The following is a 12,878-nucleotide window of genomic DNA, read 5'->3' as shown; positions in this document are numbered from 1 at the left end:
TGTTCTTCGAGGTCGCCGCGGGCGGGAGATCGGGGCTCCCGCCCGCGGCGCTGATGTCACTTCCAGTGCAGTCCACCGGAAGGCCGTGTCGCTTACGCGCCAGCGGCCTTCTCGGCAGCGACGTTCAGCCAGTTGAAGTACGGGTTGCTGAGAACGAAGAGGTGAATCATCACCGCCACGAGGAAGAGAAAGACGCCCTGCGCGACGAGCACGCGACGGGGGTCGAAGATCATCCAGACTTTGTAGAATTTAGCCATCTCTTAGATCCTTCTCAGAGCCACGGACGCCAGATGTACACTGCCAGGTGAGCGAAAACGGCAACAGCCGAGAACAGCCAAAGCCCGCTCATGTAGACAGCATGCACTTCCTGCGCTTGCTCATCGTTCAGACCCGAGAACGACAGGTCAGATTCAGCCATAAACTTTCCTCCGGATCGTCAGACTGATGCCGCGCACCCCGGCGGCCGGGTTCCAGCAGAGCCTGTTGGCCTGCCAGCTATTCGCCCAACCGGGGGGATGAGCGAATTCTGTGAACTGCCCGAACATTCAGGCAGAAAAGATCATGGGGGTGATGATCCGCGCCTGGCTCCAGGCGCGGGCGATCGGCCCCTTGGTTTTCAGATCTCCGTTGCGCAGCACCGACAGCAGCGTGGCGATCAGCGCCAGCGGCAGTGCGGCAAGGAAGATGATCGTGAAGTAGACGGCAAACTCCGCTTTCGGCGGCCGGTGCGCGCGTGCGACTTGGACATCGGACGTCTGGTCGGTCATCTGCTGTCTCCCTTGTCAAGACGGTCGAAACCGGCGGGCGCAAGCGCCTCGACGGTCTCCCGCACCACCCGCTCTGCCCCTTGTTCGAGTGCTGCCTTCTCGGCGGCGTCTCGCAGGGTCTTGGCTGCGGAGATACGGGTAAGAACCGGGTGTTCGGCCACAATCCGGTCGAGAAGCGCCTGCGCGTCCTCGTCCCAGGGGAAGTCGCGGCGCAGCCGGGTCGGTGTTGCCGCCGCAGAGTCCATCTCGGAGCCCAGCGGCAGGATATGGAAGAGCGCATCGAACAGCGCGTTGCAGACCTCCTGAAGCAGATAGGTCGCACCGGCATAGCCCATGAAGGGTGTGCCCGTCGCGCGCCGGATCGCCGCACCCGGGAAGCCCGCGGGGATGAAGGCCGGTTTCGGACCGTGCCCGGCGGACAGCTCGGCGAGGTAGATCTTTTCGTTGATCGAGCCCATCACGACCAGCGGCCGCTTCTGCGCCATCAGCGCGCGCACCTGCTGGTTGTCGGTCTTGGCGCCGCGCTGGCGGGCAACCGCAAAGGCGCAGGGGAAGCCCAGATCGCTTTCGAGGAAATGGCGCACGCCGCGGGCATAGGTCTCGTTCGCGACGATGCCGAAGCTGGCCGTGGCAAAGAAGTCCTGCGTCACGGACCGCCACAGATCCCAGACCGGCTTGATCGTCGAATGCTTCTCGCGCGCGATGAACGGCTCGGGGTCCAGGCCCAGAAGCTCGCCCAGCTTGCGCAGGAATTTCGTCGTCGAGTCGATGCCGATGGGCGCCTGAAGATAGGGCTTGCCCAGCACCTCGGCCAGACCGCGGCCGAACTCGCGATACATCACGATGTTGACGTCGGCATTCACCAGGTTGCGCATCTCGGCCAGATGGGCGCCAAGCGGCATCACCATGTTGACCTCGGCGCCGATGCCTTCGACTAGGCGCCGGATCTCGGCCAGGTCCGAGGGCATGTTGAACACGCCATACATCGGGCCAAGGATGTTGACCCGCGGCTTCGCGCCCTCTTCGCGCTTCTTCTCGGGGGGCATCCGGCCCTTGGTCATTCCGAACTCGGTGAAGATCCAGGTCATCGCCCGGTCGGCGGCTTCCCATTGATCCTCGTCGATGGTGCGCGGCAGGAAGCGCTGGATGTTGGTGCCCATGGGCGTGACGCCGCCGCCGATCATCTCGGCGATCGAGCCGGTGACGACGACCGCGGGCAGCGCCGGGTCCAGCGTCTTCCAGGCGCGCTTCATCGCGCCCTCGGTGCCGTCGCGGCCCAGTTCTTCCTCGCCCAGGCCGGTGACGACGATGGGCAGCTCGTGCGGGGGCAGCGCGTCGGTATAGTGAAGGACAGAGGTGACCGGCAGGTTCTCGCAGCCCACGGGGCCGTCGATGACCACCTGCAGACCCTTGACGGCACAGAAGGCATAAACCGCCCCCCAATACCCTCCGGCCCTGTCGTGATCCTGAACCAGCATCAGATCATTTCCTCCGCCTTTTCGGCGCGACGTTTCTTGTCGAGTTTCTTCTGGTGGGCTTCGCGGAACTCGGGATGGAGATTCGGATCCCCCTCCCAGACGCCCGCAGTGTCACCCTGTCCGACACCTTCGAAGAATTCGCGCATCGACGCCATGCGTCCCTTGTTCGCAATCGCCGAGTTCACAACCTGCGCGAGCGAGCCAGCGCCCGCCGGTCCCATCAGCGGACGGGCCGAAATCAGGTTGGTGAAGTAGAGCCCGGGAATCGCCAGTTCCTTGGCCTTCTGCACGACCGGCGTGGTGCCGATGGCCAGATCGGGGCGGATCGCCTCCATCGCGGCGCAATCATCCTCGAGCGAGGCGCGGAACTTGACCTTGACGCCCCTGGATTCCAGCCAGTCGCGGTCGGCTTCGGATTGCTTCGTCTTCGCGCAAGCCGTTCCGACATAAGGAATATTTGCACCGGACTCGATCAGCAGACGGGCCACCAGCAGTTCGGATCCCTCATAGCCCGACAGCGTGATCGTACCGTTGATCGGGGCTCCGGCCAGCGCGCCCTTGATCGCGGGCAGGAACATGTTCTGCGCCGCCGCAACCTTGTCGGCGGGCAGGCCGAAGGCGTCGCCGATATTGGCCAGCCACGCGGCTGTGCCATCATGTCCCACCGGCGCCGAGCCGACGATCGGCCGACCGGCCGCGTCGAATTCACGCATGGCAGAGGTGTAGAACGGATGGATCGCCGCCACCGCGCCGCAGTCGAGCGCGGCGTAAAGCTCGCGCCACTCGCGGCAGGGCACGACCGGGCCGCAGGCCAGCCCGAGCGGGTCCAGAAGCTTGCCGATCACGATGGGATCGGCCGGGAACATCTCGCCCAGAAGGGTCACGGTCGGCCGGTCCGACAGCCCGCCCTCGGGCGCGGCGACGGGGCCTGCCATGATCTCCTTGCGGGCATAGTTCAGCATCGCGCCCGCCAGCACGTCCTTGGCCTCGGCATGGGTCGGCACGCCGAAACCGGGCACGTCGATGCCGACGATCCGCACGCCGTTGATCTCGTCCGGCAACAGCCGCAGCGGCACGCCAGAGGCGGTGGGGACGCAGAGATTCGTCACCACGATGGCGTCATAGCGGTCGGGATCGGCCAGTTCATGCACCGCGTCGCGGATGTCCTCGAACAGCTTGCCGGTGACCAGCGTCTCGGAACTGAACGGCACATAGCCGACCGACCGGCGGGCACCGTAGAAATGGCTGACGAAGGTCAGGCCATAGACGCAGCAGGCCGAGCCCGAAAGCACGGTCGCAACGCGCCGCATCCTGAGCCCGACGCGCAGGCTGCCGAAGGCCGGGCACATGCTTTGCGGCTTGTCGTGCGGGCCTTGCGGATAGTCCCTGGCATATTGGTCGAGGATGTCCGACTTGCCCGCGCTGCGGGCTACTGCTTCCATCTCGGCCGCTCCGGCATGGCAGCCCATGCCGTCGCCCAGCGCCGGATCGGTCGCCAGCGGGGCGTTTCCCTGCCGCCCTGGCGTGCCCTCGATCACCTGCGCCGTGTGGGCGGTGTCATATCTGACCTCTTCGGTCATGCGTCCTCCAGTTCGCGCGCGGCGGCCGGTTCGCGGGCGGCCTCCTCGCGGAGCGTGTCCGTTTCGGTTTCGTCGTGATGGGCCAGCGCCTGAAGCGCGGCGTCCCAGCGGGCCATCTCGTCGAGATCAAACATTGTCGTAGACCACCTCGAGCGATTTCTTGGGCTTGGCGTACTTGCCGCGCATGTCGGCATCGGTCGCCGGGACCAGCTCGAAATCGGCGCCCACATCCTCGGGCGCGAAAAGACCCAAGAGCCCGTCATTGTCCAGCGGACGGGGCCGGATCGGCGGGGCCTCGGCCACGGCGGTCGCAAGCTGGGCGAACAACTCGCCCCAGGGACCGGCATTGGTGCCGACGATCTGGTAGTTCGCGGATTTGCGGCGCAGATCCTCGTCCTGCGGGATCGCGGCCAGAACCGGGATGTTCACCGCATTGGCAAATGCCTGCGCCTCGCCGGTGCCGTCATCCTTGTTGATGACCAGCCCTGCGACGCCGACATTGCCGCCGAGCTTGCGGAAATATTCCACCGCCGAGCAGACATTGTTGGCCACATAGAGCGATTGCAGGTCGTTCGAGCCGACCAGGATCACCTTTTGCGCCATGTCGCGGGCGATCGGCAGGCCGAAGCCGCCGCAGACCACATCGCCCAGGAAGTCGAGCAGCACATAGTCGAAATCCCAGTCGTGGAAGCCCAGCTTTTCCAGCAGTTCGAAACCGTGGATGATGCCGCGCCCGCCGCAGCCGCGGCCAACCTCGGGGCCACCCAGTTCCATCGCGAAGACGCCGTTGCGCTTGAAGCAGACATCGCCGATCTGGACTTCCTCGCCGGCCAGTTTCTTCTTGGTCGAGGTCTCGATGATGGTCGGGCAGGCCTTGCCGCCGAACAGCAGCGACGTGGTGTCCGATTTCGGGTCGCAGCCGATCAGCAGCACGCGCTTGCCCTGTTCGGCCATCATGTTGGACAGGTTCGCCAGCGTGAACGACTTGCCGATGCCGCCCTTGCCGTAGATCGCGATGATCTGGGTCTTCTTGGTCGGCTCGGTCAGGGGGATTTCATCCAGAGGCTCGTTCGCCTCGTCCCTCAACCGCTGGTCGATGTCTTTGATATTCGGGACATCAAGCGTCATGTTCGGCTCCCCAGTTCAGGATCATTTTCAGACAGGCAGGATCGTTGAATGCGGTTTCATAGGCTTCTGCGGCCTTTTCCGCGGGAACGCTGTGGGTAATCAGACCCCCCAGCGACAGCGCGCCAGCTTCCACAAGCTGGCGCGTTGCAAGCAGGTCTTCGCGGTCCCACTCGGCGGCGATGCGCAGGCGGGCCTCCTTCATGAAGGCGGGCGGGAAGGCGAAGGACAGAGGTTGGGTATAGAATCCGGCCAGCACCACCTCGCCGCCCTTGGCGATGCGGGTGATGAGGCTGTCAAGCAGGCTGCCGACGCCCGAGGCGTCGTAGATCGTGCGATAGTCGCGGCGCGGGTCTTCGTCGGGATGCAGCACTTCGTAGCCTTCGGCACCACCGGCCCGAGCGGGGTTGATCTCCCACACGGTCGGGGCGGGGGCACCGGCGGCGATGGTCAGCCGCGCCAGCAGGCGGCCCAGAACGCCATGGCCGACGATGAGTTCGGGCATCTTCTTGTCGACACCCGCCAGCGCATGCCGCGCGGTCGCGGCCAGCGCCAGCAACGCACCTTCGGCACCGAGGCCAGGGTCGATGCGGGTGACGCGGCTGGCATCGGTCACCAGCCGCCGGGCCGAGCCGCCGAACAGGCCGAACGCGCCGTCATAGCAGTTGGCACCGGGCACGAAGACCCGCTCGCCCACCCTGAAATTCGTGTCGGACCCGGCCTCGACCACCTCGCCCGCGGCCTCGTAGCCGGGCACCAGCGGATAGCCCATGCCGGGGAAGGGCGGCATCTCGCCGGTATAGAACAGCTTTTCGGTGCCGGTGGAGATGCCGGAATGCGAGATCTGAACGACCAGATCGCGCGGCCCCGGCTCCGTCAGCGCCAGCCTGCCGAGCCCAAGCTCCTTGGGGCCCCGAAGGATGACGGCTGTGGTTTCCATGGGCAACTCCCTTCCGTTCTTATCCCCGAGAGACTCGGGACTCACATCGCGGTGATCGGTTCTTGTCAGTTTATTTAGACAGCCCCAAGTGTCAACTTTTTTAGACAGCCCGGGCGGGGCATCATGTCGCCCCGGGTTTACACCCGGTCACCACCGACGTGACAAAGGGACGGCGGGTGCGCGGGGTCTCAATGCCTTGGAATCCCGCCTCTTTCATCATTTCGGCCAGCCGCGCCTGGGACCGCGCCTTGCCGGTCTGCATGGCCATGCAATAGAATGCGAAATATGCGTCCCCCGGCCGGTCGGGACGCGCGCCGCCCGCCATAGGTTCGGAAACGATGAGCCGCCCGCCCGGCGGCAGCGCCGCAAATGCCTTGGCCATCAGGGCGGCGACAGCGTCATCCGAGTGATCGAAACAGACCCGCACAAGCGAAATCGCATCCGCCCCGGACGGCAGCGGGTCATCGTGGAAATCGCCCGCCACAACCCTGGCCCGGCCAGCCATCCCGGCCTCGTGGAACCGGGTTTCTGCGGCGGGCACCACGGCGGGCAAATCGAACAGCACCATTTGCAGCGCAGGGTTGGCGCGACCGACAGCTGCAAGAAATGCGCCGGTACCGCCCCCCACATCCAGCAACCGGGCGACGCCAGCGAACGAGATCGTGCGCAGGGTTTCCTCGGCGACCAGGGCCTGACTTTCGGCCATCAGCCCTGAATACCGCTCGGCCACCTCGGGGTGCTCGACCGCCCCCGCCCCAAAGACATAGGGCCAGAACCGGGCAAGTTCGGTTTCCTTCTCGCCTTTCAGAACTGCTACCGGATCCTCCATGTCCCGGTAGAACACGTCATGGTGGCGAATCATGTCGACAAGCCCCGGAACACCCATAAGGGCCGCGCCAAGCGCGGCGAGCTGGTAGCCGCCGCCAACACGCTCGAAAAGGCCAAGCGCCACAGCGGCCTGGCACAGCGCCTCCATACGGTCGGGAGCGATGCCACTGCGCAACGCAAGCCGCGCGACAGATTGCGGCGCATCGCAGGTGGCTTCCAGCAGGTCCAGCTCGATTACCGCATAAAGCACCTGGGAGTGGACGAAGCCCGAAACCAGATCGAACAGCCGCTCGCCCTCGCGCCGCGCATGGCCACGGGTCAGGGGGAAGTGGCTTGCCCAGGACTGGAACCCGGGCGAGGCGATCTTGCGGTTGCGCCAGCGGCGCCAACTGAACCCACGCGGGCGCCGAGCGGATACTGCATCAGGGAGGGCGTCCGTCATTCGGCGGCCTGGCGGGCGGGTTCGGGGATCAGCCGCTCGGACATCACGCGAACCATCTGGGCCAGTTGCGCTTCGCCCGGACAGGACGGGATCGAGGCGATGGCGCCCGACAGGATGTCCTTGAAGCGCTGCACCGCGCCCGCGACACCCAGTTCGGCAACCGCGCTGGGTCGGCTGTTGGCGGCGTCCTGACCGGCGGGCTTGCCCATCTCCGCCTCGTCGAGCAGCGCATCCTTCAGGTCATCGGCAACCTGGAACGCCTCGCCGATGCGGTCGCCCAGTTCCTCCCACGGGCCTGCCTCCTGCCCGGCCGCGACCGCACCCATCGAGGTGGCCGCGATGAACAGCGCGCCGGTCTTGGCCCGGTGATAGGCCGACAGGTCGATCTTGTCCTCGCTTTCCCAGCCCTGCCCCGCGCAGATGCCATAGGGCATGCCGGTGCGGACCCCGAGGATACGGATCAACTCGATTGCCCGCTGCGGGTCGTGATGCGCCGCGCGGGCCAGCACCTCGAACCCCGCCACGATCAGGCTGTCGCCGGTCAACAACGCCAGCGGCTCGCCATAGGCCTTGTGCAGCGCGGGCTTGCCGCGGCGCAGGTCGGCATTGTCGAAACAGGGCATGTCGTCATGCACGAGGCTGGCGGAATGGATCAGTTCGATGGCCACCGCGGCGGCATCGGCCAGTTCCGGCTGGCCGTCGCCGCAGGCCAGCGCGACGCTCAGGCAGATCCTGGGACGGATGCGCGCACCGCCCGGCGACAGCGCATAGTCAAGCGCCGAGGCCAGTTTCGGCGGGGCGGCCCCGGCCTGTCCCTCTGCGATCGCACGGCTGATGGCGGATTCGATGCGGCCCGAAAGGTCCATGTTGGCTCCCCGTTCTGGTCCGGCCTGCCGCACAACCCCTTGTGTGTCAGGCTGGCAAGACGTTCACGATTGTAAATCAGGGTGGACAGTCTATGGTTTCGTGTCAACATTCCTTGAGGTGGATCAAGATGGGCGCACCGGCTTTGAAAGTCGTGGTGATCGGCGCGGGAATGGGCGGGCTTTCCGCCGCGATCCGGCTGGCCCATGCGGGGTTCGAGGTGCAGGTGGTGGACCGTGCGCCCGTGCCCGGCGGCAAGATGCGCACCATGGCCACCGATGCCGGGCCGGTCGATGCCGGGCCGACGGTGATGACCCTGCGCCCGGTCTTCGAGGAGCTGTTCGCAGGCGTCGGCGCGCGGCTGTCCGATTACGTCACGCTCCACCGCGAGGAGGTGCTGGCGCGGCACTGGTGGCCCGATGGCTCGACGCTGGATCTGTTCGCCGAACGCGAGGCGAGCGCGGCCGCCGTGGGCGCCTTTGCCGGGGCCGGGGCAGAGCACGAGTTCCGCGCCTTCTGTGCCCGGGCCGAGCGGCTTTTCCGCGCGTTCGAGGGGCCGATGATGCTGGCGGGCACGCCCTCGCAAGGGGCGCTGACGCGCCATGTGCTGACCCATCCGCGCCTGATCCTGGACATGGCGCCGCATCGCAGCCTGGCGCGCGCGCTGGCCGCGCAATTCACCGACCGGCGGCTTGCGCAGCTTTTCGGGCGCTTCGCGACCTATGTCGGCGGATCGCCCTTCGGCAGCCCCGCGATCCTCGGCCTGATCTGGCATGCCGAGGAACGTGGCGTCTGGCGGGTCGAGGGCGGCATGCACCGGCTGGCGCGAGGGCTGGAAAAACTGGCCGTGGACAAGGGCGTGCGCTTCACCTTCGGCAAGGCGGCCAACCGGATCGAGATGCAGGCGGGTCGCGTGGCCGCCGTGCATCTGGAGGACGGCACCCGCCTGCCCGCCGAAACCGTGGTGTTCAATGGCGACCCGGCAGCACTGGGCGCGGGGCTTCTGGGCGAGGCTTTGCGCGACACGCTGCCGCCCGATGCCACGCACCCGCGCAGCCTGTCGGCCTATGTCTGGTCCTTTGCGGCCGTGCCGCATGGCCCCGAATTGGCGTTTCACAATGTCTTTTTCTGCAACGATCCGCATACCGAGTTCGATCCGATCGCAAAGGGCCATATGCCCGAGGACGGCACGCTCTATATCTGCGCGCAGGATCGGGGCACGGGCCGCACGCCGCAGGGCCTGGAACGGTTCGAGATCATCATGAACGGCCCGCCCCAGTCCAACGGGGCCGAGCCGAGCGAACAGGAGAAACAGACGTGCCGCACACGCACCTTCGACACGCTGGCCCGGTTCGGGCTGACCTTCGACCCGAGGCCGGGGACCGAATGGCTGACGACGCCGCGCCAGTTCGCGAAGCTGTTTCCCGCCTCGGAAGGTTCCCTTTACGGGCGGAGCCCGCACGGCCTGACAGCCTCGTTGAAGAAGCCAACGGCCCGGACGAAGATCAGGGGGCTCTATCTGGCGGGGGGCGGCGCGCATCCGGGGGCGGGCATCCCCATGGCGACCCTCTCCGGCCGGCACGCGGCCGAGGCGATCTTGACGGACCGTGCTTCGACCTAGAGGTGCCGCCCGACGGCTATGCCTGGTGGTATGTCGACGGGATCAGCCATTCGGGCGAGCAGTCGATCTCCATCATCTCGTTCATCGGCTCGGTCTTTTCGCCCTGGTATCGCTGGTCGGGGCGGAAGAACCCGGAAAACCATTGCTGCATCAACGTCGCCACCTATGGCGAGGGCGGGCGCTGGACGATGACCGACCGCGGGCAGGCCGCGCTGCGCCAGTCGCGCGAGCGGTTTCAGGTCGGCCCGTCCAGCCTGAGCTGGGTGGGTGGCAAGCTGATCATCGACATCGACGAACTGGCCTGGCCGCATATGGGGCGGCTGAAGGGACGGGTGACGGTGACGCCTTCGGCGATCACCGGCGTCGAACTGCCGCTGAAGCAGGATGGCAGCCATGTCTGGCGACCCTTCGCGCCCTCATCGGAAATCGAGGTCGACCTGAACCAGCCGGGCTGGCAATGGACCGGGCATGGCTATTTCGACGCGAATTTCGGTATCCATGCGCTTGAGGACGATTTCAGCTACTGGACCTGGGGCCGCTTCCCGACACGCGATAACGGCGCCTACTGCTTCTATGACGCCAGCGTGCGGGACGGGTCAGAACTGGCCGTGGGGCTGCGGTTCGGGGCGGATGGCTCGGCGCAGGTGATCGACGCGCCGCCGCGCACGCGGTTCGCGCGGTCGAAATGGCTGGTCCGGCGCGAGACGCGGGCCGATCCGGGCTATGTGCCGCAACAGGTCCACGACATGCTGGACGCACCGTTCTATTGCCGCTCGGCCGTGCGCACGCGGGTCTTCGGCGAGGAAATGGTCGGCGTTCACGAGGCACTGGATCTGGACCGCTTCGCCAGCCCGCTCTTGAAGCCGATGCTGGCCGTCCGGGTGCCGCGCCGGTCGGGCTGGCGCTTTCAGGACTAGGACAGGGCCGCCTTGCCGGGGCAGGACGGCCCGTGTCACTCAGGGCCGCTCGATCGCGATGGCGGTGCCCTCGCCACCGCCGATGCAGATCGCCGCGACGCCGCGTTTCAGCCCGCGCCTTTCCAGCGCGTTCAGCAGCGTCACGATGATCCGCGTGCCCGAGGCCCCGATCGGGTGGCCCAGCGCACAGGCCCCGCCATTCACGTTCACCCGCTCGCGCGGCAGGCCCATCTCGTGCATGAAGGCCATGGGCACCACGGCGAAAGCCTCGTTCACCTCCCACAGATCGACATCGTCCCTTGTCCAGCCGATCCGCGCCAAGAGCTTCTGCGCCGCCGGAACCGGCGCGGTGGTGAACCAGCCCGGCGCCTGCGCGTGGCTTGCATGGCCCAGGATGCGGGCGCGGATGGGCAGGCCGCGCGCCTCGGCCTCGGCCCGGGTCGCCAGGATCAGCGCCGCCGCCCCGTCCGAGATCGACGAGGAATTCGCCGCCGTCACCGTGCCGTCCTTGCGGAAGGCGGGTTTGAGTTGCGGGATCTTCTCGGGCCGCGCATTGGCGGGCTGTTCGTCCTCGGTCACGACCGTCTCGCCCCTGCGCGAGGTGACGGTCACGGGCACGATCTCGCCCTCGAAGGCACCGGATTTCTGCGCCGCCAGCGCATTGGACAGCGAGCCCAGCGCATAGTCGTCCTGATCCTGCCGGGTGAACTGGAAATGCCCTGCGCAATCCTCGGCAAAGGTGCCCATCAGGCGGCCCTTGTCATAGGCATCTTCCAGCCCGTCGAGGAACATGTGGTCGATCACCTGACCATGCCCGATCCGCGCGCCGCCCCGCATCGCGGGCAGCAGATAGGGGGCGTTGGTCATGCTTTCCATGCCACCGGCGCAGATCACCGCGGCGGCGCCCAGCGCAAGCTGGTCATGCGCGATCATCGCCGTCTTCATCCCCGATCCGCACATCTTGTTCAGCGTGGTCGCGGGCACATCCTCGCCCAGCCCCGCCTTGAAACCCGCCTGCCGCGCGGGCGCCTGGCCCTGGCCCGCGGGCAGGACGCAGCCCATCAGCAACTCGTCCACCGTCTCGACGCCTGCGCCCATCATCGCCGCGCGAATCGCGACGCCACCCAATGTGGGCGCATCGACATCGGCAAAGACCCCCTGGAACCCGCCCATGGGCGTGCGCGCCGCGCCGCAGATCACAACCTCGTTCATGCCATCCTCCCGCCATCAACGTCCAACACTTACCGAATGGTAACGATTGGCGTCTAGCCTCATCCCCGGATCACAGGAGAGAGTCCGCATGGAACTGCACACCGAAACCCGCGACGAAGCGCTGCATGTGATCGTCGCCGAACCGCGCATCGACTCGGCGGTGGCGATCCGGTTCAAGGACCGCATGCGCGAGGTGGCCGGCGACGGACCGGCGCGCGTCGTGCTGGATCTGGGTGCGGTCGATTTCCTCGACAGCAGCGGGCTTGGCGCGGTCGTCGCGGTGATGAAGTTGCTCGGCCCCGGCCGTACGCTGGAACTGTGCAACCTGACCCCCAATGTCGAAAAGGTGTTCCGCCTGACGCGCATGGACCGGGTCTTCACCATCCATCCCGATGCCGAAACGGCCTTTGCGGACAAGCGGTCCATCGCATGACTCTCTTGGACCCCTTGCGGGACGGACCTGACCCGGCCCCGGGCGGCGGACACGCCTGCGCGGGCACGGAGCCGATCACGCTGGCGGCCACGCCGCTCGGCGTGCGTGAAGCCCTTGCCGAGATGCGGCGCCGTTTCGCCCCGTCCTCCCCCGGCCCCGACACGCTCGGCATGGCCGAAACGGTGCTGGCCGAAGTTCTGAACAATGTGGTCGAACATGCCTACCGCCGTCTCGGCGAAGGCGTGATCGAACTGCGCATGGAACGCTGCGGCAATCGACTTTGCGTCGATGTGCGCGACCATGGCGACCCGATGCCGGACGGCATCCTTCCCGGCGGCGCCCTGCCCCCGCTCGACGACACCGAGGACGGCCCGCCCGAGGGCGGATTCGGCTGGTTCCTGATCCGCGCCATGGCCCGCGAACTGTCCTATACGCGCGAGAACGGGCAGAACCGGCTTTGTTTCGTCGTACCGCTGGCCGAAGCCTGATCGCCGGGAAAGCGCCACACGCTCGGGAGCCGATCAGGCAGGGATGCGGTTCATCACGCGAGCCGACGGGATGCGACTCGTCTGCCCCTTGCCGCCGCGCTTCTCGCTAGGCTCCAGACTCATTGATCGTCAAAGCCAGAACAGGACGGTTGCGGCGAGGGCGATGGCGGAAAGGAAGGTCTT

General features: G+C 66.7%; 15 protein-coding genes. 4 read left to right on the top strand and 11 right to left on the bottom strand.

The window, feature by feature from the left end; genetic code table 11:
* Positions 1-92: 92 nt before the first annotated feature.
* The 10 genes from pufA to GH815_RS13570 all read right to left on the bottom strand — a co-directional run bounded on the left by pufA (position 93) and on the right by GH815_RS13570 (position 8,026).
* Positions 93-257, bottom strand: coding sequence for a light-harvesting antenna LH1, alpha subunit (gene pufA / locus GH815_RS13615; RefSeq protein ID WP_132693284.1), 165 nt, complete (start codon positions 255-257; stop codon positions 93-95).
* A gap of 14 nt (positions 258-271) precedes the next feature.
* Complete coding sequence (gene pufB / locus GH815_RS13610) at positions 272-418, bottom strand: light-harvesting antenna LH1, beta subunit (protein ID WP_153749326.1); 147 nt, start codon at positions 416-418, stop codon at positions 272-274.
* A gap of 127 nt (positions 419-545) precedes the next feature.
* A complete protein-coding gene (gene pufQ / locus GH815_RS13605) occupies positions 546-767 on the bottom strand; it encodes a cytochrome PufQ (protein WP_153749325.1) in 222 nt (73 codons plus the stop codon).
* Entirely contained in the window at positions 764-2,245 is a 1,482-nt protein-coding gene (gene bchZ / locus GH815_RS13600) for a chlorophyllide a reductase subunit Z (RefSeq protein ID WP_153749324.1), read from the bottom strand. The genes pufQ and bchZ overlap by 4 nt, the downstream gene beginning before the upstream one ends.
* On the bottom strand, positions 2,245-3,825 hold the full coding sequence (gene bchY, locus GH815_RS13595; RefSeq protein WP_153749323.1) for a chlorophyllide a reductase subunit Y: 1,581 nt from the start codon (positions 3,823-3,825) through the stop codon (positions 2,245-2,247). The genes bchZ and bchY overlap by 1 nt, the downstream gene beginning before the upstream one ends.
* The gene (locus tag GH815_RS13590) at positions 3,822-3,959 is read right to left on the bottom strand and encodes a hypothetical protein (RefSeq protein WP_153749322.1); all 138 of its coding nucleotides are present in this window, start codon (positions 3,957-3,959) and stop codon (positions 3,822-3,824) included. The genes bchY and GH815_RS13590 overlap by 4 nt, the downstream gene beginning before the upstream one ends.
* On the bottom strand, positions 3,952-4,953 hold the full coding sequence (locus GH815_RS13585; RefSeq protein WP_153749321.1) for a chlorophyllide a reductase iron protein subunit X: 1,002 nt from the start codon (positions 4,951-4,953) through the stop codon (positions 3,952-3,954). Before GH815_RS13585 ends, GH815_RS13590 begins: the two co-directional genes overlap by 8 nt.
* Complete coding sequence (gene bchC, locus GH815_RS13580) at positions 4,943-5,890, bottom strand: chlorophyll synthesis pathway protein BchC (RefSeq protein ID WP_153749320.1); 948 nt, start codon at positions 5,888-5,890, stop codon at positions 4,943-4,945. The genes GH815_RS13585 and bchC overlap by 11 nt, the downstream gene beginning before the upstream one ends.
* Positions 5,891-6,011: 121 nt before the next feature.
* Positions 6,012-7,160: a methyltransferase gene (locus tag GH815_RS13575; protein ID WP_153749319.1), complete on the bottom strand. Its 1,149-nt coding sequence runs from the start codon at positions 7,158-7,160 to the stop codon at positions 6,012-6,014.
* Complete coding sequence (locus tag GH815_RS13570) at positions 7,157-8,026, bottom strand: polyprenyl synthetase family protein (protein ID WP_153749318.1); 870 nt, start codon at positions 8,024-8,026, stop codon at positions 7,157-7,159. Before GH815_RS13570 ends, GH815_RS13575 begins: the two co-directional genes overlap by 4 nt.
* 128 nt (positions 8,027-8,154) lie before the next feature.
* Here GH815_RS13570 and crtD point away from each other — a divergent pair, with 128 nt between their 5' ends.
* Together crtD and crtC are read left to right on the top strand one after the other, a co-directional pair.
* On the top strand, positions 8,155-9,645 hold the full coding sequence (crtD, locus tag GH815_RS13565; RefSeq protein WP_153749317.1) for a 1-hydroxycarotenoid 3,4-desaturase CrtD: 1,491 nt from the start codon (positions 8,155-8,157) through the stop codon (positions 9,643-9,645).
* Positions 9,646-9,686: 41 nt separating this feature from the next.
* Positions 9,687-10,562, top strand: a complete 876-nt coding sequence (gene crtC / locus GH815_RS13560) for a carotenoid 1,2-hydratase (RefSeq protein ID WP_343030882.1) — start codon at positions 9,687-9,689, stop codon at positions 10,560-10,562.
* Positions 10,563-10,601: 39 nt separating this feature from the next.
* On the opposite strand, the gene GH815_RS13555 is transcribed toward crtC, so the two are convergent.
* Entirely contained in the window at positions 10,602-11,774 is a 1,173-nt protein-coding gene (locus tag GH815_RS13555; protein ID WP_153749316.1) for a thiolase family protein, read from the bottom strand.
* 88 nt (positions 11,775-11,862) lie between these two features.
* Here GH815_RS13555 and GH815_RS13550 point away from each other — a divergent pair, with 88 nt between their 5' ends.
* Both GH815_RS13550 and GH815_RS13545 read left to right on the top strand, forming a co-directional pair.
* On the top strand, positions 11,863-12,207 hold the full coding sequence (locus tag GH815_RS13550; RefSeq protein WP_153749315.1) for an STAS domain-containing protein: 345 nt from the start codon (positions 11,863-11,865) through the stop codon (positions 12,205-12,207).
* Positions 12,204-12,695: an ATP-binding protein gene (locus tag GH815_RS13545; RefSeq protein WP_153749314.1), complete on the top strand. Its 492-nt coding sequence runs from the start codon at positions 12,204-12,206 to the stop codon at positions 12,693-12,695. Before GH815_RS13550 ends, GH815_RS13545 begins: the two co-directional genes overlap by 4 nt.
* Positions 12,696-12,878 lie beyond the last annotated feature (183 nt).

The sequence above is a fragment of the Rhodovulum strictum genome (genome assembly GCF_009649175.1).
In the GTDB taxonomy this organism is placed as follows: Bacteria; Pseudomonadota; Alphaproteobacteria; order Rhodobacterales; family Rhodobacteraceae; genus Rhodovulum; species Rhodovulum strictum.
This window is presented reverse-complemented; position numbering and strand designations above follow the sequence as displayed.